The 21,317-nt window shown below is 65.9% G+C and carries 20 protein-coding genes; 4 read left to right on the plus strand and 16 right to left on the minus strand.

Going from position 1 to position 21,317, the window contains the following annotated elements; genetic code table 11:
• Window positions 1–51: 51 nt before the first annotated feature.
• The 8 genes from METUNV2_RS0112690 to METUNV2_RS0112725 form a co-directional block, all read right to left on the minus strand.
• A complete protein-coding gene (locus METUNV2_RS0112690; protein WP_018229844.1) occupies window positions 52–786 on the minus strand; it encodes a proteasome-type protease in 735 nt (244 codons plus the stop codon).
• A 68-nt stretch (window positions 787–854) separates the two neighbouring features.
• Window positions 855–1,664: a transglutaminase family protein gene (locus METUNV2_RS0112695; protein ID WP_018229845.1), complete on the minus strand. Its 810-nt coding sequence runs from the start codon at window positions 1,662–1,664 to the stop codon at window positions 855–857.
• A 10-nt stretch (window positions 1,665–1,674) separates the two neighbouring features.
• Window positions 1,675–2,613: an alpha-E domain-containing protein gene (locus METUNV2_RS0112700; protein ID WP_018229846.1), complete on the minus strand. Its 939-nt coding sequence runs from the start codon at window positions 2,611–2,613 to the stop codon at window positions 1,675–1,677.
• 370 nt (window positions 2,614–2,983) lie between these two features.
• Window positions 2,984–4,405 carry a circularly permuted type 2 ATP-grasp protein gene (locus METUNV2_RS0112705; protein ID WP_018229847.1) on the minus strand — a complete coding sequence of 474 codons (1,422 nt, stop codon included), beginning with the start codon at window positions 4,403–4,405 and terminating at the stop codon, window positions 2,984–2,986.
• 207 nt (window positions 4,406–4,612) lie between these two features.
• Window positions 4,613–5,800, minus strand: coding sequence for an acetyl-CoA C-acyltransferase family protein (locus METUNV2_RS0112710; RefSeq protein WP_018229848.1), 1,188 nt, complete (start codon window positions 5,798–5,800; stop codon window positions 4,613–4,615).
• A 22-nt stretch (window positions 5,801–5,822) separates the two neighbouring features.
• Complete coding sequence (locus METUNV2_RS0112715) at window positions 5,823–6,749, minus strand: CobD/CbiB family protein (protein WP_018229849.1); 927 nt, start codon at window positions 6,747–6,749, stop codon at window positions 5,823–5,825.
• A gap of 75 nt (window positions 6,750–6,824) precedes the next feature.
• The gene (locus tag METUNV2_RS0112720; RefSeq protein WP_018229850.1) at window positions 6,825–7,430 is read right to left on the minus strand and encodes a CoA pyrophosphatase; all 606 of its coding nucleotides are present in this window, start codon (window positions 7,428–7,430) and stop codon (window positions 6,825–6,827) included.
• The gene (locus METUNV2_RS0112725) at window positions 7,430–8,089 is read right to left on the minus strand and encodes a retropepsin-like aspartic protease family protein (RefSeq protein WP_026188132.1); all 660 of its coding nucleotides are present in this window, start codon (window positions 8,087–8,089) and stop codon (window positions 7,430–7,432) included. Before METUNV2_RS0112725 ends, METUNV2_RS0112720 begins: the two co-directional genes overlap by 1 nt.
• On the opposite strand from METUNV2_RS0112725, the gene METUNV2_RS0112730 reads away from it, so the two are divergent.
• Window positions 8,079–8,783, plus strand: a complete 705-nt coding sequence (locus METUNV2_RS0112730) for a type 1 glutamine amidotransferase (protein ID WP_018229852.1) — start codon at window positions 8,079–8,081, stop codon at window positions 8,781–8,783. The genes METUNV2_RS0112725 and METUNV2_RS0112730 overlap by 11 nt on opposite strands.
• Window positions 8,784–8,877: 94 nt before the next feature.
• Here the strand turns inward: METUNV2_RS0112730 and METUNV2_RS0112735 are convergent, their stop codons facing one another.
• The 5 genes from METUNV2_RS0112735 to METUNV2_RS0112755 form a co-directional block, all read right to left on the minus strand.
• The gene (locus METUNV2_RS0112735) at window positions 8,878–9,363 is read right to left on the minus strand and encodes a YajQ family cyclic di-GMP-binding protein (RefSeq protein WP_026188133.1); all 486 of its coding nucleotides are present in this window, start codon (window positions 9,361–9,363) and stop codon (window positions 8,878–8,880) included.
• 126 nt (window positions 9,364–9,489) lie between these two features.
• Entirely contained in the window at window positions 9,490–9,804 is a 315-nt protein-coding gene (ppnP, locus tag METUNV2_RS0112740) for a pyrimidine/purine nucleoside phosphorylase (protein ID WP_008062806.1), read from the minus strand.
• 118 nt (window positions 9,805–9,922) lie between these two features.
• Complete coding sequence (locus METUNV2_RS0112745) at window positions 9,923–11,155, minus strand: argininosuccinate synthase (RefSeq protein WP_018229854.1); 1,233 nt, start codon at window positions 11,153–11,155, stop codon at window positions 9,923–9,925.
• A 31-nt stretch (window positions 11,156–11,186) separates the two neighbouring features.
• A complete protein-coding gene (gene argF, locus METUNV2_RS0112750) occupies window positions 11,187–12,110 on the minus strand; it encodes an ornithine carbamoyltransferase (protein WP_018229855.1) in 924 nt (307 codons plus the stop codon).
• Between the two features lie 13 nt (window positions 12,111–12,123).
• A complete protein-coding gene (locus METUNV2_RS0112755) occupies window positions 12,124–13,299 on the minus strand; it encodes an aspartate aminotransferase family protein (RefSeq protein WP_018229856.1) in 1,176 nt (391 codons plus the stop codon).
• A 708-nt stretch (window positions 13,300–14,007) separates the two neighbouring features.
• Here METUNV2_RS0112755 and METUNV2_RS0112765 point away from each other — a divergent pair.
• Window positions 14,008–14,382: a DUF3579 domain-containing protein gene (locus METUNV2_RS0112765; protein ID WP_018229857.1), complete on the plus strand. Its 375-nt coding sequence runs from the start codon at window positions 14,008–14,010 to the stop codon at window positions 14,380–14,382.
• Between the two features lie 222 nt (window positions 14,383–14,604).
• Here METUNV2_RS0112765 and rpsT read toward each other — a convergent pair whose 3' ends face one another.
• Window positions 14,605–14,877 carry a 30S ribosomal protein S20 gene (gene rpsT, locus METUNV2_RS0112770; RefSeq protein ID WP_026188135.1) on the minus strand — a complete coding sequence of 91 codons (273 nt, stop codon included), beginning with the start codon at window positions 14,875–14,877 and terminating at the stop codon, window positions 14,605–14,607.
• A gap of 143 nt (window positions 14,878–15,020) precedes the next feature.
• Here rpsT and murJ point away from each other — a divergent pair, with 143 nt between their 5' ends.
• Together murJ and METUNV2_RS0112780 are read left to right on the plus strand one after the other, a co-directional pair.
• The gene (murJ, locus tag METUNV2_RS0112775; protein ID WP_018229859.1) at window positions 15,021–16,559 is read left to right on the plus strand and encodes a murein biosynthesis integral membrane protein MurJ; all 1,539 of its coding nucleotides are present in this window, start codon (window positions 15,021–15,023) and stop codon (window positions 16,557–16,559) included.
• A 14-nt stretch (window positions 16,560–16,573) separates the two neighbouring features.
• Window positions 16,574–17,200: a YbhB/YbcL family Raf kinase inhibitor-like protein gene (locus METUNV2_RS0112780; protein WP_018229860.1), complete on the plus strand. Its 627-nt coding sequence runs from the start codon at window positions 16,574–16,576 to the stop codon at window positions 17,198–17,200.
• Here the strand turns inward: METUNV2_RS0112780 and METUNV2_RS0112785 are convergent.
• Both METUNV2_RS0112785 and METUNV2_RS0112790 read right to left on the minus strand, forming a co-directional pair.
• Window positions 17,186–18,736, minus strand: coding sequence for a glycoside hydrolase family 17 protein (locus METUNV2_RS0112785; RefSeq protein ID WP_018229861.1), 1,551 nt, complete (start codon window positions 18,734–18,736; stop codon window positions 17,186–17,188). The two genes, METUNV2_RS0112780 and METUNV2_RS0112785, sit on opposite strands and share 15 nt — an antisense overlap.
• A gap of 4 nt (window positions 18,737–18,740) precedes the next feature.
• Window positions 18,741–21,314: a glycosyltransferase gene (locus METUNV2_RS0112790; protein ID WP_081618543.1), complete on the minus strand. Its 2,574-nt coding sequence runs from the start codon at window positions 21,312–21,314 to the stop codon at window positions 18,741–18,743.
• Window positions 21,315–21,317 lie beyond the last annotated feature (3 nt).

The following is a 21,317-nucleotide window of genomic DNA, read 5'->3' on the forward strand; positions in this document are numbered from 1 at the left end:
TTCGATGCAGACCGGCCGCTGCACGCCAGTCTGCCTGCCCTGCCACTGGCTTCAGCCAGCCGGGACCCAGTCTGGCGAAGGCAGCGCGTGGAAGGCTTCGCGCAGGCTGTCGCTCCAGCGCTTCCGGATCATGTCGAAGTAGGCGTTGTCGGCATCGATACGGGTATGCGAAGTCACTTTGAGCTCACCGGTGCGCAGCACCAGCAGATCCAGCGGCAAACCGACTGACAGGTTGGACCGTATGGTCGAATCCATCGAAATGAGCGCGCACTTGGCCGCTTCGTCCAGCGTGGTGTCCGGCCGGATCACCCGGTCGATGATGGGTTTGCCGTACTTCGCCTCGCCGATCTGGAAATACGGCGTGTCACGGGTGGCTTCGATGAAATTGCCGGCCGCGTAGATCTGGAACAGCCGCGGCTCCTCGCCCAGTATCTGGCCACCGAGTATGAAGCTGGCGTTGAACTCGATGCCGAATTCCTTCAGTGCCTCGGCGTCGCGTGCGTGCACCTCGCGCAGGCAGTCGCCGACATGCCGCGCCGCCTCGAACAGATTGCTCACCGTGTGCAGGCTGGGCCCGTCGGCCGCCAGCCGCTCGCGCAGCAGGCTCATCAGGGTCTGGGTAAGCGCCAGATTGCCAGCACTCATGAGCACCAGCACCCGCTCGCCCGTACGTTCGAACACGGTGAGCTTGCGGAAGGTGTTGATGTGGTCGACACCGGCATTGGTGCGCGAATCGGACAGGCACACGATGCCCGCATCGAGCAGCATGCCCACGCAGTAGGTCATGGCGGATTTCAGTCAGCGAAAGTTGAAGGATGGACAGGCGGCGTGTACGCCGCCCGCTTGCACAGGCCTCAGTGTGCGTGCACCGATACCCGGGTCAAGGTGCCCTGCACCGCTTCGCCGCCTGCCAGACGGACCGGGCAGGCGTCGAGGTGATCGCGCCCGACCGCGAGACGGCAGTAGCCATGCCCGGCCAGCGTGCGCTCCAGCACATCCACGCTGACCCAGCCAGCCTCGCCGCCAGCTGCCGGCCCGCTGGCCAGCCACACGTCCACCCAGCTGTGCGGCACCGCCCACTCGCCGGCGGCGTCGATCAGATAGCCGCTGACGAAGCGCGCCGGCAGGCCGGCGGCGCGGCAGCAGGCGATGAAGGCGTGCGCGATGTCGGCGCTGCAGCCAGCGCCGGCAGCGAGCGCGCTCAGCGCGCCGCCGGGCGGCAGACGTTCCGGCAGATGGCGGACCGCGCCGCACACCGCGCCGCTCAGATCCAGCAGTTCGCCGACCGTGTCGCGACGCGCACGCAGATGGCTGGCGGCCATCGCGTGCGCCTGTTCGTCCGCTTCGGTCAGCCGGGTACCGGCCAGATAGGACAGCGGCGACAGCGGACCGGCATCGCGCGGCATCCACGCATCGGCATCGGTCAGGCGCACGGTGCCGCTGACCACGATGGTCAGTTCGCTGTGCGGGCGGTCCATCGTGAGCAGATGGCCGACATTGCCGTGCGCGTCGATCGCACGCCGCGCGCTGCCCGGCGCCTGCACCCGCCAGTTCAGCGGGCGCTGGGTCGATTCCTCGCGCGGCGTAAGCCGCAGCTGCTGGATGCTGTAGCTGACCGGGGTGGCGTACTTCACCGTGGTTTCGTGACGGATGTCGAGCAGCATGGCGAACTCCTTAACTTGCGGACATCGGGACCAGGAAGTCGTTGGAAATGCGGTTGCCCAGTTCGTTCACGCGCACGATGAACTGGGTCAGGTACTCGTGCAGGCCGCGCGCAAACACGTCCTCGATGCGGCCAAACTTCAGGCTGGCCTGCAGTTCGCCGGCGCGGCGCTGGGTTTCCTTCGAGCGGTAGTTGGACACCGCCTGCAGGTTTTCGTACACCTCGACCATGCTGGTGCGCAGCGAACGCGGCATCTGCTCATTCAGGATGAGCAGTTCGGTCACCTTCACCGGCGTGATCAGATCGCGATACACCTTGCGGTACACCTCGAACGCCGACACCGAGCGCAGCAGCGCGCTCCACTGGTAGTAGTCGGCGGCCGCGTCCGGCGGCACCTTGCCATCGACCAGCATGTGGTACTTCACATCGATGAAACGTGCGGTCGCATCGGCCCGTTCCAGGAAGGTGCCCAGCCGGATGAAGTGGAAGGCCTCATCGCGCAGCATGGTACCCAGCGTGACACCGCGCGACAGGTGGGAGCGGAACTTCACCCACTCGAAGAACTCGCCGATCTCGCTGCCGACCAGCTTCCAGCGCGGGTAGTCGCGCATCCTGAGCCAGGTGTCGTTGGTGGTTTCCCACATTTCCGAGGTGATGGTGCCGCGCACCGCATGCGCGTTCTCGCGCGCCATGCGGAGGCAGCTCAGGATGGACGACGGGTTGTCGCCATCGAACACCATGAAATCCAGTACCGCCTCGGCGGTCGCCTCGTCATGCTTGGCCCGGAAAGCCTGTTCCAGCCCGTTGATCGACAGCGTGGCACCCCAGCCGGCGTCACCTTCCGGCACCATGGACATGCGGTAGTTCACGTCCAGCATGCGGGCGATATTCTCGGCGCGCTCGATGTAGCGCGCCATCCAGTACAGGTGGTCTGCGGTTCGGCTCAGCATGGGAACACCATCCGGTTATCTGCAATCGCGATGAACGAAGCGGCCGACGCACCTGCGCTGCGCCGGCGCTGTGCGAACGACGTGAGCGTGGGGGCCATCGCGCCGCCAGCAGGGCCGCCCCAAGGGCGAGCGCAGCCCCCTCGGGGGGGTGAGGCTGGGGTTGCGCGGCGCACTGCGCCGTGCCGGCCGAACGGGCCGGCTGTGCAAAGCCGGCCCTGCTGAGCGAACGAAGTGAGCGTGGGGGCCATCGCGCAGCCCCCTCGGGGGGGTGAGGCTGGGGTTGCGCGGCGCACTGCGCCGTGCCGGCCGAACGGGCCGGCTGTGCAAAGCCGGCCCTGTTGAGCGAACGAAGTGAGCGTGGGGGCCATCATCACTCCTCCAGTACCCAGGTGTCCTTGGTGCCGCCGCCCTGCGACGAATTCACCACCAGCGACCCTTCGCGCAGCGCGACCCGGGTCAGGCCACCCGGCACCATGTTGATGTCCTTGCCCGACAGCACAAAGGGGCGCAGATCGATATGCCGCGGCGCAATGCCCTGTTCGACAAAGGTCGGGCAGGCCGACAGCGAAAGCGTGGGCTGGGCGATATAGCCCTCCGGGTTGTCGGTCAGCAGCTGGCGGAAGCGTGCAATCTCCTCATTCGACGCACGCGGGCCGATGAGCATGCCGTAGCCGCCTGCACCATGCGTTTCCTTCACCACCAGCTCGTCGAGGTGGGCCAGCACATAGGCCAGATCCTCCTTCTTGCGGCACATGTATGTCGGCACGTTGTTGAGCAGCGGCTCCTCGTCCAGGTAGAAGCGGATCATGTCCGGCACATAGGGGTAGATGGACTTGTCGTCCGCCACGCCGGTGCCGATGGCATTGGCCAGCGTGACATGGCCGGCGCGATACACCTGCAGCAGACCGGGCACGCCCAGCATCGAATCGGCGCGGAAAGCGAGCGGATCGAGGAAGTCGTCGTCGATGCGGCGGTAGATCACATCGACCCGCTGCGGCCCCTGGGTGGTGCGCATGTACAGGTGCTCGTCACGCACGAACAGATCCTGCCCCTCGACCAGTTCCACGCCCATCTGCTGGGCCAGGAAGGCGTGCTCGAAGTAGGCGGAGTTGTAGGCACCCGGGGTCAGCACGATGACGGTCGGATCGATCACGCCGGCCGGCGCCACCGCGCGCAGATTGCTCAGCAGCATGTCCGGGTAGTGCTCGACCGGCGCCACCCGGTGACGCGAGAACAGCTCGGGGAACAGCCGCATCATCATGCGGCGGTCTTCCAGCATGTAGGACACGCCGGAGGGCACGCGCAGGTTGTCCTCCAGCACGTAGAACTCGCCGGCGCCGGCGCGCACCACGTCGACACCGGCGATGTGGGCGTAGATGCCGCCGGGCACGTCCACGCCCTGCATTTCGGGCCGGTACTGGCTGTTGGACAGCACCTGCTCGGCCGGAATGCGGCCGGACTTCAGGATGTTCTGCTCGTGATAGACGTCGTGCAGGAACATGTTCAGCGCCTTCACCCGCTGGCGCAGACCGGCGGCGAGCTGCTTCCATTCCTGCGCCGGGATGATGCGCGGCACGACGTCGAACGGAATCAGGCGTTCCTTGCCCTCTTCCTCGCCATAGACCGCGAAAGTGATGCCGACCCGGTGAAACACCAGATCCGCTTCGGCACGCTTCTGCGCAATGCGCTCAGGCGGCGTTTCAGCCAGCCACTTCTGGTAGCCGGCGTAATGAGCGCGCACCGTGCCGTCGGCGCCGTTCATTTCGTCGTAGATCGAGGACGGATGGACCATGATCGGGTTTCTCGTGTTGTGTGGCGCATTTTTCTATCAGCGAAAAATGTGCCACCCCGGAAACCCTTGCCAGTGCTGGAAACCCTGCGCCGCGCAGGGTCTTGCGCACCAGTGAGGTGCAGGTGCGGAGTGCATCTGGTGCAGCCCGCACAAAACAAAACGCCCCGCACGAAGGCGGGGCGTCTGTGCGCGAAAGGCGCAGCGTGATCAGAGGCGCTCGATCACTGCGGCAATGCCCTGGCCACCGCCGATGCACATCGTGATCAGGCCGTAACGGCCGCCGGTGCGCTGCAGCTCGTACAGACACTTGACGGTCAGGATGGCACCAGTGGCGCCGACCGGGTGGCCGAGGCCCACCGCGCCGCCATTCGGGTTCACCTTGGCCGGGTCCAGACCCAGTTCGCGGGTGCAGCACATGGCCTGCACCGCGAAAGCTTCGTTGGACTCGATGACCGACAGATCGTCCGCCTTCAGGCCGGCGCGCTGAAGCGCCAGCTTGACGGCCGGGATCGGGCCGGTACCCATGATGGTCGGATCGACACCGGCCACCGCGTAGGACACCAGACGGGCCAGCGGCTTGGCACCTGCGCGGGCGGCCGCACCGGCTTCCATCAGCACCACGGCGCCTGCGCCGTCGTTGATGCCGGAAGCGTTGCCGGCGGTAACCGAACCGTCCTTCTTGAACACCGGCTTGAGCTTGCCCATGCCTTCGACCGACGCATCACGGCGGAAGTGTTCGTCGGTATCGATGACGGTGGTGCCCTTCTTGGTCACCACTTCGAGCGGCGCGATCTGCGACTTGAAGTGACCGGCATCGGTCGCCGCAGCCGCCTTCTGGTGCGAGGCCACCGCGAAGGCGTCCTGCTCTTCGCGGGTGAAGCCGAACTGGCTGGCGATGTTTTCAGCCGTGATGCCCATGTGCACCGTGTCGAACGGATCGGTCAGCGCGCCAACCATCATGTCGATCATCTTGGCATCGCCCATGCGCGCGCCCCAGCGGGCGCTCGGCACCAGGTAGCCACCGCGGCTCATCGTTTCGACGCCGGCACCGACCGCGCACTCGGCATCGCCGAGCTGGATCGCGTTGGCGGCCGACACGATGGCCTGCAGGCCGGAACCGCACAGGCGGTTCACGCCCATCGCGCACGATTCCTTGGACATGCCACCATTGATCGCGACCACGCGCGAAACGTACATGTCACGGGCTTCGGTGTGGATCACGTTGCCCAGCACCAGGTGCTGCGCTTCCTTCGCGTCGACGCCGGCGCGCGCAAACGCGGCCTTCACCACGTGCGCGCCCAGATCGCAGGCCGAAAAATCCTTCAGCGAACCGCCGTAACCACCGATCGGCGTACGCGCTGCACCTACGATCACCACTTCTCTTTTGTCAGCCATCAGAACCACCCTCCCGTAGAAATCAGCTACCGACATAGCCAGCCAGCGTAAGCAGGCCCAGCAGAAGAAGACAAAATATAAGTGTGCGCCAGACCAGACCGATCGCGCTCTGCATCAGGTCAACATCCGCTTCATCGCCCATGCCCAGTTCAGGCCGGTCGGCGACTTCGCCCAGTTCGAACAGCGGGGCACCGAGCTTGACGCCCAGCGCACCCGCACCGCTGGCGAGCAGAATGCCCGCCGCCTGTTCAGGCCATTTTGCGGCCTGCGTGCGCCAGCAATGCACCGCGTCCTCGAAGTCGCCAACGATGGCGAAGGTCGCTGCAGTCATGCGCACAGGGATGAAATCCAGCCATTCGTACATGTTCCGCGCAAAGCGGCCGAAGGCTCCGAATTCGATGTTTTCGCGCCGCGCCCACGACCACGACAGGCGTTCGGTCAGGCGGTAGATCAGCGGGCCGGTCGGGCCCGGCAGCAGCGCGAACAGCGCCAGCGGCGCGAACACGTGGCGATGGGCGGCCAGCAGCCCCTGCTCTATCGCCAGCCGAGCGATCTCTTCGGCGCGCATGCGGTCGGTGTTGCGCGACAGCCAGTTGCCCAGTTCGCGGCGGGCCGCTTCGGGGTCGCCCTCGCGCAGCGCGTGGGCGGTGGCTTCGAAATGGTGGCTGAACTGGCGGAAACCCATGGTGACGTAGAGCACCAGCACGTTGAGCACCCAGCCCAGCAGCGGATTGATCCACACCAGCAGCAGGTAGAGGAACCACACGGCGGCGACCGGCAGGCCGACCGCGAGCGACCACGCGACCACGCCGTGGCGGGCTTCGCCTGCATTGAGGCGCTGTTCGAACCAGGTCGCGTAGCGGGCAAGCGGCCCGGCGACCACGCGCTCGTAGGACAGCGGCTTGTACTGCTCGATCAGCAGCGCAACGAAAAGGGACAACCAGGTCATTTAAAGCATGTTTGCCGTGCGAGCGTCGGGACGATAACACAGCGAAGCTTGCGGGATCCTTTCAGCAAGGGGCTTTCAGCCTTCCAGCACCAGCTCGGCCAGCGACACGATCATGCCGGCGGTCGCGCCCCAGATGTCGTAGCCCTGCCAGGGCATGGCCCAGAACTCGCGCACCACACCCTGATGCTCGATGCGCCCGCGTCGCCGGTTGGCCGGGTCGAGCAGGAAGGACAGCGGCGGCTGGAAGGCTTCGGCCACCTCGAAACTGTCCAGCCGCAGCGCCAGCGGCGCATGCACCAGCCCGACCACCGGCGTAACACGGAAGCCGGTGGCAGTGATCGCGTATTCGGGCAGGCGGCCGATCAGCTCGACGCAACCGGGCGCCAGACCGATCTCCTCCTCCGCCTCGCGCAGCGCAGTCGCTTCCGGCGACACGTCGCCGGCATCCACGCGGCCGCCCGGAAAGGCGATCTGGCCTGGATGATCGTGCAGGTGGGCGGTGCGCCGGGTGAGCAGCAGCGTGGGTTCGGCGCCGCCCAGCACCAGCGGCACCAGCACCGCAGCCGGCGTATAGCCGGCGTGCAGCGGGTCTGCGGGACGCGCCGGCAAACCTGCCAGCCGCACGCGCAACCGTTCGATATGCAGTCCGGACAACATGCCCGGCGACGGCTCGACTGTCATCAGAAACGCTGCCGTAGCGTCATGACCTGACCGTTGCGCTGCATGTCCATGCGATTCAGGAAACTCATGCCCAGCAGTACCCGCGGCATGTCGGCTTCCATCACCGCCGCATCGATATCGGTGAGCAGCACGCTGCCCACCTTCACGCTGGCCAGTTTCACCCGCCAGGCACGCACCACGCCGTTGGCGGTCTGCACCTGGATTTCCGTCCCCCGGGACAGATCGATACCGGCCCTGCGCGCGTGATGGCGATCCATCGCCACCACGGTGGCACCGGTATCGAGCAGGAATTTCATCGGCACGCCATTGATCGCGCCCGGCGTTTCGAAATGGCCCTGCGCGTCGGCATTCAGGTGGATGACCGAGGACGAATCCGTACCGCCCTTCATCGCCGCAACGTTCTCGCCGATGCGCAGCTGGGTGCGCCGTCCTTCGATTTCCACCCAGGCGCGGTCACCCTCGACCGACAGCAGCTTCACGCCCTCCGGCGACCGGCCACCGACCGCCAGCGTACGCGGCGCACCGCCGTCGATGACCAGCACCGCCTTGCCGCCGAACACGCCAGCCAGCGACACATCGAGCGCATGGGCGGGCAGCGCGAGCACGCCGAACGCAAGCGCCGCTAGAATGCGGCGAGGAGGTGTTCCAATGAAACCCATTGCAGTATTCCGTCACAGCCCGACCGAAGGACCCGGTCATTTTGCAGCATACGTCGCCGGCCTGGGCCGCGAAATCCGCCTGTACGCGATGGACGTCGGTGACCCGGTGCCGACCGACCCGTCCGCCTTCGCCGGCCTGTGCTTCATGGGCGGCCCGATGAGCGTGAACGATCCGCTGCCGTGGATCCCGCCGGTGCTCGAACTGATCCGCAAGGCGGTCGCGGCCGACATACCGGTGATCGGTCACTGTCTGGGCGGACAGCTCATGTCCAAGGCGCTGGGCGGCACTGTCGGCGCCAATCGCTGCAAGGAAATCGGCTGGCTGGACGTCCATGCCACCGACCCGAAGACCGCGCAATGGTTCGGCGATCGCGCGCGTTTCCCGTCCTTTCACTGGCACGGCGAAACCTTCACGCTGCCGGCCGGCGCGACCCGCATCCTGGCATCCGACGGCTGCGACAATCAGGCCTGGGTGATGGGCAAGCATCTGGCGATGCAGTGTCACATCGAAATGACCGAAGATCTGGTGAAGTCGTGGTGCGCCGGCGGCGCGGACGAGATTGCCGAAGCATCGGCGCAGCCCACGGTGCAGCAGCCGGCAGACATCCAGCGCGATCTGGAAGCACGGGTCGCGGCATTGCACGCGGTGGCGGAAAGCGCCTACGCGAAGTGGGTGCAGGGCCTGAAGGATTGAGGTGAATCGCCGTCAGCTCCGGGCTGACGGCCACCCTCTCGCGGGCAGCGCCCGCTCCTGAGCGTTTTCAGGAGCGGCGCAGGCGCTGACAGGCTCAGTCGCGGAAGTTGCCGAACTGCAACGGGATGTCGGTCACCTGCTTGCGCAGCAGCGCGATCGCTTCCTGCAGCACGTCGCGCTTGGCGCCGGTGACGCGCACTTCCTCGCCCTGGATGCTGCCCTGCACCTTGAGCTTGCTGTCCTTCAGGATGCGCACGATCTTCTTGGCGGACTCGCTCTCGATGCCGACCTTGAGCTTGAGCTCCTGCTTCATCTTGTTGCCGCTGACCTTCTGCGCGTCGCCGCGCTCGACCGAGCGCACGTCGATGCCGCGCTTGGCAAACTTGCCGACCAGCACATCGAACACCTGATCCAGCTTGAAATCGTCGTCAGCGAACAGCGTGAGCAGCTTTTCACCCTGTTCCACCCGCGCGTCCGAACCCTTGAAGTCGAAGCGGTTGGTAATTTCCTTGTTGGCCTGATCAACCGCGTTGCGCAGTTCGACCATGTCGATTTCGGAACTGATGTCGAAGGACGGCATGCTGGGCACCTCGTAAACGGCGAAAGGACGCACGCGGAGCGGAAGGCCCGTGTACGTCCGGTGATGCGTGGCGAAACCGGCGCCGGCCGGATCGCCGTCGGCTGACGCAGCGTCAGCCCGCTGTGATCAACCGAAATGGCAGACGTAGTGGTAGGGCTCGCCGCTCACTTCGATGTCGAAGGACGAGTTGCCCGGCACGTTGTAGGACTCACCGGCACCGTAGGTCTTCCATTCCGTCTCGCCCTTCAGGCGCACGCGGCAGCTGCCCGCCACGCCTTCCATGATTTCCGGCGCGCCGGTGTTGAAGGTGAGCGTGGCCGGCAGGATGACGCCGACCGACTTCTTGGTGCCGTCGGCGAACTGGATGCTGTGGCTCACGCACTTGCCGTCGAAATAGACGTTGGCCTTCTTGACGACGCTGATGTTGTCGAACTGGGACATTTTATTTTCCTGGAATGAAGTGGGTGCCGCGCACCGGCGCGAAGACGTGATGCGGGTGCAGGCCTCGTGGGCCCTGCCCCGCTGCGCCCTCCCGCGCCTGTCCGCGGCAGATGGACGATTACTTGCCGCGCTTGATCGCCGCGTTGGCCGCGATGCGCATGCGCAGTGCGTTCAGCTTGATGAAGCCGGCCGCGTCCTTCTGGTCGTAGGCGCCCGCATCGTCCTCGAAGGTGGCGATGGTCGGGTCGAACAGCGAATCGGTCTTCGAATCGCGCGCGACGACGATGACATTGCCCTTGTACAGCTTCAGCCGCACCCAGCCATTCACCGTCTGCTGGGTGTGATCGATCAGTGCCTGCAGTGCGCGGCGCTCCGGGCTCCACCAGTAACCGGTGTAGATGATGCTGGCGTAGCGCGGCATCAGATCGTCCTTCAGGTGGGCCACTTCGCGGTCCAGCGTGATCGACTCGATTGCGCGATGGGCGCGCAGCAGGATGGTGCCGCCCGGCGTTTCGTAGCAGCCGCGCGACTTCATGCCGACGTAACGGTTCTCGACCAGATCGAGACGGCCGATACCGTGCTTGCCGCCAATCTGGTTCAGCGTGGCCAGCAGTTCGTGCGCCGGCATGCGGGTGCCGTTGATGCTCACCAGATCGCCGCGCTCGAATTCGAGGTCGAGGTATTCGGCCGCATCGGGTGCCGCTTCCGGCGATACCGTCCAGCGCCACATCGATTCCTCGGCCTCGGCCGACGGATCTTCCAGATGGCGGCCTTCGTAGCTGATGTGCAGCAGGTTGGCGTCCATCGAGTACGGCGAGCCGCCCTGCTTGTGCTTCATCTCGATCGGGATGCCGTGATTCTCGGCGTAGGCCAGCAGCTTTTCGCGCGACAGCAGGTCCCACTCGCGCCACGGCGCGATCACCTTCACGTTCGGCATCAGCGCGTAGGCACCCAGCTCGAAGCGCACCTGGTCGTTACCCTTGCCGGTCGCACCGTGCGAGATCGCGTCGGCGCCGGTTTCGCGGGCGATGTCGATCAGGCGCTTGGCGATCAGCGGACGTGCGATCGAGGTACCCAGCAGGTACTCGCCTTCGTAGATCGTGTTGGCACGGAACATCGGGAACACGAAATCACGGACGAACTCCTCGCGCAGATCGTCGATGAAGATGTTCTCCGGCTTGATGCCCAGCTTGATCGCCTTGGCACGCGCCGGCTCGAGTTCCTCGCCCTGGCCGAGGTCGGCGGTGAAGGTCACCACTTCGCACTTGTACACATCCTGCAGCCATTTCAGGATGACCGAGGTGTCCAGGCCGCCCGAATAGGCGAGGACCACTTTCTTGATGTCGCTCATCGTCGTCAGTCTTTCAATAAGAGTCGTCAGTTCAGCTGCCGGACACGCGACCGAGCAGCAGGAATTCCATCAGCGCCTTCTGGGCGTGCAGGCGGTTTTCGGCTTCGTCCCACACCACCGAGTGCGGGCCGTCGATCACGTCGGCCGACACTTCCTCGCCGCGATGCGCCGGCAGGCAGTGCATGAACAGCGAATCGGGCCTGGCCACCTTCATCATGTCGGCATCGACCTGCCAGTCGGCGAAGGCGGCGCAGCGCGCCTCGTTCTCCGCTTCCCAGCCCATCGAGGTCCACACGTCGGTGGTGACCAGGTCGGCGCCGCGCGCCGCATCCATCGGGTCGGCGAAGCACTCGTGGTGGCTGCCGGCCACGCCCACCTTGTCCGGCTCGACTTCGTAGCCGGGCGGGGTCGAAATGTTGAGCTTGAAATCGAAAATCTCGGCCGCCTGCATCCAGGTGTGGCACATATTGTTCGAATCGCCGATCCACGCCACGGTGCGGCCGCTGATGTCGCCGCGGTGCTCGATCCAGGTGTAGATGTCGGCCAGCACCTGGCAGGGGTGGTACTCGTTGGTCAGGCCGTTGATCACCGGCACGCGCGAGTTGGCGGCGAAGCGCTCGATGATGGTCTGTTCGAAGGTGCGGATCATGACCACGTCGCACATGCGCGAAATGACCTGCGCCGCGTCTTCCACCGGCTCGCCGCGGCCCAGCTGGGAGTCGCGCGTGTTCAGATAGATCGCGCTGCCGCCCATCTGGTGCATGCCGGCTTCGAACGAGAGCCGCGTGCGCGTGCTCTGTTTCTCGAAAATCATCACCAGCGTGCGGTCCTGCAGCGGCCAGTACTGTTCGTAGCGCTTGAACTTGTCCTTGATCCAGCGGGTGCGCGCGAACACGTAGTCGAGTTCTTCGCGCGACAGGTCCTTCAGTTGCAGAAAGTGTCTGGGTTCAGTCATTTCACGCAGCGGGTCAGGCGCCCGCGAGGAAGTTGCGGATGAGCGGCACCAGCCGGTCGACCAGTTCGCGGCTGTCCGCGTCGGTATAGACCAGCGGCGGCACCAGGCGGATGGTGCTGTCCTGGGTCACGTTGATCAGCAGGCCAGCCTCCAGCGCGCGCGCAACCAGCACGCCGCAGGGGCGGTCAAGTTCGATGCCTATCATCATGCCGGCACCGCGGATGTCCTTCACGCCGGCGACGTCCTTCAGCGCCTCGCGGAAGCCGGCGCGTATCGCGTCGCCCTGGCGTACCGCGTTGCCGCGCAGATCGTCACGCGCCACCACGTCCAGCGTGGTGAGCGCGGCGGTGCACGCGAGCGGATTGCCACCGAAGGTCGAGCCGTGAGTACCCGGTTTGAACACGCCGGCCGCCGGGCCGCGCGCGAGGCAGGCGCCGATCGGCACGCCGGAGCCCAGGCCCTTGGCCAGCGTCATCACGTCCGGTTCGATGCCTGCGTGCTGGAAAGCGAACCAGCTGCCGGTACGGCCGATGCCGCACTGAACCTCGTCCACCATGAACAGCCACTGCTGCTCGGTGCACAGTGCGCGCAGTTCGCGCATGTAGGCCAGATCGGCCGCATGCACGCCGCCTTCGCCCTGCACCGGTTCAAACAGCACCGCAACGATGTTGCGGCTGTGCTCGGCAATCGCGCGCACCGCGGCAATATCGCTGAACGGCACCCGGTGGAAGCCCGGGGTCAGCGGCTCGAAACCGGCCTGCACCTTGCGGTTGCCGGTGGCCGACAGCGTGGCCAGCGTACGACCGTGGAAGGCGTGCTCCATCACGATGATGCCCGGCAGTTCCACACCGCGCTGGTGGCCGTACAGGCGCGCCAGCTTGATCGCTGCCTCGTTGGCTTCGCAGCCCGAGTTGCAGAAGAACACCTCGTCCATGCCGGACAGTTCGGCCAGCCGGTCAGACAGCTTTTCCTGCGCCAGCACGCGGTACAGGTTGGAACAGTGGATCAGCTCGGTGGCTTGGCGCGACACCGCCTGCACCAGATCGGGATGACCGTGGCCCAGCGTATTCACCGCCACGCCCGCCACCGCGTCCAGATATTCGCGACCCGCCTCGTCGTACAGGCGTACGCCCTTGCCATGGGTAAAGGCAACCGGCTGGCGGCCGTAGGTATTCATCAGATGCGTCATCAAAACGGCTCCGGGACGCTGCAACCGACCTCTGGGCGGCGCAGCGCTGAAAACAGGAAAGCACGGCGCGAAAAAAACACGGCGGCTTGCGCCGCCGTGCTTGATTGAACAAGGATTTTAGTTCAAAGCCCGCCTGCTGTGTAGCAGAGGTCGCTCATGTTGCGGCGCACATTGTCACCCGCCGGGTGGCGCACACCTCTTTGCACGCGCTGTGCCTGTTTGTGTAGCACCCAGCGCGAATGGATTCAGGAACATGGACTTAGGCCTGTCGTCGCCCCGTAAGCACACCAACAACAGCCTCTGGCACGAAGCGTGCTACCACCGAGCAGCCCATATAGATCTGCCTGAGCTTGCGTTCGGCTTCTTCGGCACTGACACCCGGGATGGCGAGGTTTTCAATCAACACGCCACTGCGGGTCCGGATGCTGAAACCGAATCGGGCCATGGGTGGCGGAAGGGCTGGAGACGACGGTTCACTCACTGCCTGGTGCCGTCGCGACCGAAGACTTGAATAAAGCATAAACGCCGTCTCCTCATAGGGATAGGCGGAGTATAGAAACACCACTTGAGCTTTACAACAGATTACTGTTGTTTTTAAAAGAAAAACGAAGAGCACTGTCTGACGCAACACTGCCCCGGACCTGCACCCGCCACAAGCATATCGGTGCAGAACCGGGCCCACGATCTGCCGGAGGCCCAGAACAGAACATGAGCGCGATCCCTCAGCCCCAGCTACAGCCCGCCCCCACCCCGACGCCGGCCAACGAAACCCTGGCCCGACAGGCGGACGATCCGCGGCGCGCCCGCAGCTTCACCATCATCGGCGCCACCAGCAAGGGCAAGACTTTCCGGCCGAGTGACTGGTCAGACCGCCTGTGTGGCGTCATGTCCTCCTTCGGCAGCCAGCGCAAGATGCGCTACTCCCCGTTCGTGCGGCCCGGCTGCTGGATCAGCGGTGAGAAGTGCGTGTTCGTCGATGCCCGCCTGTATGAACTCGAACCGCTGGCCTACAACTTTCTGATGCACTTCGCACGCGACAACGACCTGAAGGTCGATTTCGAGGTCGGCGCCGCCGAACTCTGACCGGCATTCATCTGCAGGCATCCTTTTTCCGGATGCCTCCGTCCGGAAATCAAGCGGCACGGAAAACGCGATCACTCGCCCCAGACCTGCGAAAACCCTGCAGAACCTGAAGCGCCCTTCGCTCTTTGAACCGAAAGCGGAACAGACAAAACAGGCAATAAAAAAGCCGACCAGATGGTCGGCTTTTTTATTGCGCGCCCTTCAGGGCGCTGCATCCACCGCTCAGGCAGCGAGGCCCATCGCCTTGATGGCGCCGGACAGACGGCTCTTGTGACGAGCAGCCTTGTTCTTGTGGATGATGTTCTTGTCGGCAATGCTGTCGATGGTCGTCTGGGCCTGCACGAACACGGCTTGCGCGGCTGCCTTGTCGCCAGCCAGAATGGCCTTGCGAACGTTCTTGATGGCGGTGCGCAGCTCCGAGCGCTGGCTCATGTTGTGATCACGACGAACGATCGCCTGACGGGCGCGCTTGCGTGCTTGTGCGGAATTGGCCATGTTTCTTGCGAAGTGGTATTCGGGAAAACGCGCGAGTATACGCAAGCACCGTGCGCGACGCAAGCCCTGCGCCACTCGCCTCAGCGCGTCCTGCAGCAGCCGGCTCTGGTAAGGTGCGCGCTGTTTCGCAACGCCCTCCCCCGATGAACCTGCTCCGCGCCCTCGCAACGGTCAGCAGCATGACGCTGCTGTCGCGCATCCTCGGTTTCGTCCGCGACTTCTTCATTGCCCGGGCCTTCGGCGCCGGCATGGCGACCGACGCCTTCTTCGTCGCCTTCCGTCTGCCCAACCTGCTCCGGCGCATGTTCGCCGAAGGTGCCTTCTCGCAGGCCTTCGTGCCGATACTGGGCGAATACCGCAACCGGCGCGGCACCGACGACACCCGCACGCTGATCGACCACGTCGCCACGCTGCTTGCGCTGGTGGTGGCCGCCGTGACCGTGATCGGCATCGTCACCGCGCCCGTCATCATTTATGTAACGGCACCCGGCTTTGCCACGGACGCCGACAAGTTCGACCTGACGGTGACGCTCACCCGCATCACCTTTCCCTACATCCTGTTCATGTCGCTGGTGGCCATGGCCGGCGGCGTGCTCAATACCTTCAGCCGTTTCGCGGTGCCCGCCTTCACGCCGGTGCTGCTGAACCTGAGCTTCATCTTCATGAGCCTGTTCGCCGCACCCTGGTTCGACCCGCCGGTGCTGGCGCTGGCCTGGGCGGTATTCATCGGCGGTGCGCTGCAGCTGGCGCTGCAGCTGCCCGCGCTGGCGCGCATCGGCATGCTGCCGCGCCCGCGGCTGGATCTGCAGGACCCGGGCGTGCGCCGCATCTTCAAGCTCATGCTGCCGGCCATACTGGGTGTGTCGGTGTCGCAGATTTCGCTGCTCATCAACACCGTGTTCGCGTCCTTCCTGGAAAGCGGGTCGGTGTCCTGGCTCTATTACGCCGACCGCCTGATGGAATTCCCGGCCGGTCTGCTGGGCGTGGCGCTGGGCACCATCCTGCTGCCCTCGCTGTCGCGCAGCCACGCCGACGGCAATGGCACCGAATTTTCGGCGCTGCTGGACTGGGGCCTGCGCCTGACCCTGCTGCTCACGCTGCCGGCAGCACTCGCGCTCGGCCTGCTCGCCACGCCGCTGATTGCCACGCTGTTCCACCACGGCCAGTTCTCCGCCCACGACGTGATGCAGACCCGTTCAGCGCTGCTGGCCTACAGCGTCGGGCTGACCGGTCTTATCCTGGTCAAGGTGCTGGCGCCCGGCTTCTATTCGCGGCAGGACATCCGCACCCCGGTCAAGATCGCACTCGGCGTGCTGGTGCTCACCCAGCTGATGAACCTCGCCTTCATCAAGCCCTTCGCACACGCCGGTCTGGCGCTGTCGATCGGACTGGCTTCGCTGGTGAACGCGGCCTTCCTGTACCGCGGCCTGCGCGCCACCGGCGCCTACCTGCCCGCGCCCGGCTGGCGGAGCTTCTGGATCCGGATGCTGTCCGCGCTGACAGTCATGGGTGCGGTGCTGTACTTCGGTGCCCGGCTGCCGGGCGACTGGCTGCAGATGGGCACGCTCACCCGCATCCTGCACCTGTGCTGGCTGGTGCCCGCCGGCGCCGGTGCCTATTTCGCGGTGCTGTTCGCACTGGGTTTCCGGCTGCGCGACTTCTCACGTCGCGCCGCTTCGTGACGAGGAGCTGAACGATGGAGCTGACGAGCAGTACCTTTGCTGACGGCGCCCGCATTCCGGGCGACAACGCCTTCTGCATTCCGGACGGTCAGGGCCGTGCGCAGCTGGGTGGCAACCGCAATCCGCATCTGGCCTGGTCCGGCCTGCCGGCCGGCACCCGTTCGCTGGTGCTCACCTGCCACGACCCGGATGTGCCCACCCGCGGCGACGACGTGAACCAGGACGGCCGTACCGTGCCGGCCAGCCTGCCGCGCGGCGACTTCACCCACTGGATACTGGTGGATCTGGCACCGGCAGGCGAGATCGCCGAAGGCGAGTTCTCGTCGTCGGTCACGCCGACCGGCAAGCCCGGCCCGGCTGGTCCGCGCGGCACCCGTCAGGGCATCAATGACTACACCGCCTGGTTCGCCGGCGACGACGCGATGAAGGGCGACTACCACGGCTACGACGGTCCCTGCCCGCCGTGGAATGACGAAATCCTGCATCACTACGTATTCACGCTGTACGCACTGGATGTCGACCGGCTGCCGGTCGAGGGGCGCCTCACGATGGACGCGGTGAAGGCCGCACTGTCCGGCCATGTGCTCGGCCAGGCTCGCCTGACCGGCGTCTATGCGCTGAACCCCTCAGTCGCGGGCTGAACCGGGCCTTGCAAAAGCGGCCGCCAGCACGGCGGCCATCAGCGCCCAGGCCAGCGCCTGCGGGTTGCGCCAGTCGGCCAGCCAGGCGACGGTGCTGCCGGCGACCGCAATCAGCGCAAACAGACGCGCCTCGGGCAGCGCCGGCATCAGGCCGAAGCCGGCCCAGCGCGCCGCCAGGCCGAACTGCAGCGCCGGCAGCGCGAACAGCAGGAAGGGGAAGTCGCGGTAACGGCCATCGACCGCCAGCAGCAGGCCGGCCACCGCCAGCCCGAACAGCAGCACCCGCAGCGCAGCGCGCAGCGCGCCCTGCGCGCGGCCGGTCAGCGCGAAGGGCAGCAGCGCCCAGGCCACCCAGCCGGCCAGCGCAACCGCGCCCATGCCCAGCCATTCCGGCAGATTGCGGCAGGCGAGCTGCAGATATTCCCACTGCAGCAGGGCCACCAGCCCGGCCAGCGCGCCCGACAGTGCGTACGCGGCCGCGGCGCCCGATCTGCGCACCCGCGCCGCCAGCACCACGCACACGCCGATCAGCAGGCCGGCGGCACCCGCGGTCAGCGGCGTCGCGCCGTCACTGCGCTCGGCCTGTGCGCCATGCCAGCCGAACTTGGCGTGGCCCGCCGAATCCAGCACGCCCCAGTAGCCACCCACCGTGCCTTCAAGCAGGCGCTTCCAGGGCTGGTCGTACGCTTCGATCACGTTGTACTGCCAGTCGTGCGCCTGCGCCGCCAGCAGGAATTCACGCAGATAGCGCGCCTGTTCGATCAGCCCCGGACGCGCGCCATCGCGCTGCTTGCCCAGGCTGGGCCAGCCGGTCTCGCCGATCAGCAGCGGCTTGCCCAGTTCGCCGGACATGCGCTCCATCACATGACTGACGTGGACGATGGCCTCGTCGATGGCGCGCGGCTCGTCCTCCCAGTACGGCAGGATGTGTATCGTCGCGAAATCGACGCTGTCGGCCAGGCCACGGTGCTTCAGCCAGAACTCCCACACGTCGGCATAAGTGACCGGCACCTCGGTTTCGCGCTGCGCGCGCTCGATGTAGGCACGCATCGCCGCTTCGGTCTGTTCCCGCCGCAGCAGCACCTCGTTGCCGACGATGAGGCCGCGCACCACGTCGCGGTGGCGGTTGGCCAGCGCGATCGCCTCGCTCAGCTCCGCGTCGTTGCGCTTCAGGTCGCCACCGATCCAGGCACCGACCAGCACTTTCAGCCCGTGCTTGCCGGCCAGTTCGGGCACCGCGTCCAGCCCCTGATCAACCGAATACAGGCGAACGCAGTCGGTCACCCGGGCCAGTCGTGCAAGGTCTGCATCGATGCGCTCGCGCTCCACCCGGAAACCGGGCACCAGCGGCGATTCGCCCGGCCGGTAATAGGGCGCGTAGGACACGCACTGCAGCCGCGCACGATCCGGCGGCACCTCGGCCAGCGCCTGCGGCTGGTTGGCGCGCCACAGCCAGAACGCGATCAGCGCCAGCGCGACCAGATGCACCAGTGCATAGCGCGCCCAGCGCGGCGCACGGTTCAGCGGTTCGATCATCGCGTCAGGCTGCCTTGGGCGCGGACGCCGCCGGCGCCGGTTTTTCCGGCAGCTGGGCAATGAACTGGCAGGCCAGCGCCGCCCAGTACGGCAGCGACTGCAGACCCAGCATGGTCACCCACAGCAGCACCTCGACGCTGTCGGTGCCGCGCAGCGCCAGCATGGCGCCGCCGGCCGACAGCAGTGCCAGCAGCAGATACATCTCTTCCCGTATCGGCTGGAAGAACTTGGCCAGTCCGCCCTCGGCCTTGCCCTTGGCGGTGCGCAGGAACACGCCGCGCTTGTGGGTAAGACCGGCGATGATGCCGCGGGCGATCGCGTGCGACAGGCCCAGGCTCACCAGCGAGGCGCCGGCGATGTCGGCCCACGGACAGTCCATCGCGCGCCGGTACAGGATGGGCCCCATCGCCGCCTTGGCCACCAGCAGGCCGAGCACCGGTGCCAGCATGATGGTGACCGGCAGCGAGAACATCTTGGGCCAGATCAGCATGGCGGCGGTCCAGCCGATGGCGCCCAGCGCGAACATGAACTGCAGCGCGTCGCCGAACCACGAGAACCAGCCGGTGATGAAGTGGTAACGCTGGCCGGCGGTGAGCTGGCTCTTGCCCACCAGTGCGTGCCAGTGGCCCTTCATGATCTGCATCGCGCCGAAGGCCCAGCGGAAGCGCTGCGACTTCAGCGCGGCAAAGCTGGCCGGCGTCAGGCCGCGGCCGAACACGCGGTCGACATAGCGCAGTTCGTCGCCGCGCTCGAGCAGGCGCAGGCCCAGTTCGGTGTCCTCGCAGATGCACCACTCCGACCAGTTGCCCGATTCCTCCAGCCGCGCGCGGCGCACCAGCGTCATCGTGCCGTGCTGGATCAGCGCGTTGCGCTCGTGCCGATGGTGCATGCCGATGCGGAAGAAGCCATCGAATTCCCAGTTGCACATGCGCTTGAAGAAGTGACGTTCCCACTCACGGTGCGCCTGCGGCGCCTGCACCACCGCCACCTTCGGATCGCGGAAATGCGGCACCAGCGCGCTGAGCCAGTCGGCGGTGACCACGTAGTCGGCGTCGACCACGCCCACCACCTCGGTGCGCGGATCGATCTGCTTCATCGCGAAATTCAGCGCGCCGGCCTTGAAGCCCGGCCACTGCGGCAGATGGAAGAAACGGAAGCGCGGGCCCAGTTCAGCCATGCGCGCCTCGACCGGCTTCCACAGCGCCTCATCCTTGGTGTTGTTGTCGACCACGATGACTTCGAAGTTCTGATAGTCCATCGCGGCCAGACTGTCGATGGTGGCGATCACCATGTCCGGCGGTTCGTTGCAGCAGGCCAGATGCACCGACACGAAGGGCTGCTGCTCCGGCGGCAGCGGCTCGGCCGGCTTGTAGGCCCGGCGCCAGCGCGGCTTGAAGAACACCTCGGCGAACTCGAACCCGTTGGTGAGCAGCACGCCGGCGGTCAGCACCACGCCAAACACCAGGCCGATCAGCGCGGTCAGGTCGCGCAGCGTGAAGTAGTAGTCGGCCGGCAGACGGGCGGAAATCACGATGGCGGTGACGCAGGACTGCACCAGCACGCACATCCACAGCTGGCCGCCGACGCTCATGCCACGCTGGGCCAGACACAGCAGCAGCATGGGCACCAGCGCGAACACCGTGGCCAGCAGCGCGTCGTCCATCCAGCCGCTGTTGCGGTCCACCGTGCCTTCGAGCGGGAATTTCAGCTCGCGGTCGGCATTGAACATGCCCCAATAGGCGCCGGCCCAGCCTTCGATGTCGATCTTCCAGGGCTGGTCGTAAGCTTCGATCAGGAAGTAGTCGAGGTTCTTGCACAGCGCGCGGTACAGGAATTCGCGCACGAAGCGCGCCTGGTTCTGTTCCGACGCCACTGCGGCCTGCAGCGTCGGCCCCTTGCTCGGCCAGCCGATTTCCGAAATCAGGATGGGCTTGCCCGGAAAGGCTTCCACCAGTTCCAGATAGCGCGCCATCGCGTAATCGACCGCCTTCTCGACCGGCACGCCTTCGTGATAGGGCAGCAGATGCACCGCGAGAAAGTCGACGTGGTCAGCCAGTTCCGGGTTCTTCAGCCACACGTGCCAGGGCTCGGCGGTGGACACCGGCAGGTCGGTCGCGCTGCGCACCTCGTCGAGATAGGCGTACATCTCGGGGAAGGTGAGGTCGTCGCGCAGCAGCACCTCGTTGCCAACGATGATGCGGTCGATGTTGTCGTGCAGCCGTGCATCGGCCAGTACCGCACCGATCTCGCGCCGGTTCTTGTCCTTGTTGCGGTCCAGCCAGGCACCGGCGGTCACCTTCAGGTCGAACTGGCCGGCCAGATCCGACACTTCCGGGTTTTCGGTCGAGTTGTAGGTGCGGATGCGGTGAGCGATGCCGCCCAGCTGCTTCATGTCCGCCTCGATCTCGGCGTAACTCGGATACTTGCCCTTCAGTGGCGTCTGGTCACGACGGTAGGGGCTGTAGGAAAAGCCGTCGATGTAGTCGAGCGGCTCGACCACGCTGACCGGGCGGTTGCTCACCGCCCACAGCGCGAAATGCACCGCGGCGACACCGCCTGCGATCAGCAGCGCGATCATCAC

Source organism: Methyloversatilis universalis EHg5 (assembly GCF_000378945.1).
Lineage (GTDB): Bacteria > Pseudomonadota > Gammaproteobacteria > Burkholderiales > Rhodocyclaceae > Methyloversatilis > Methyloversatilis universalis_A.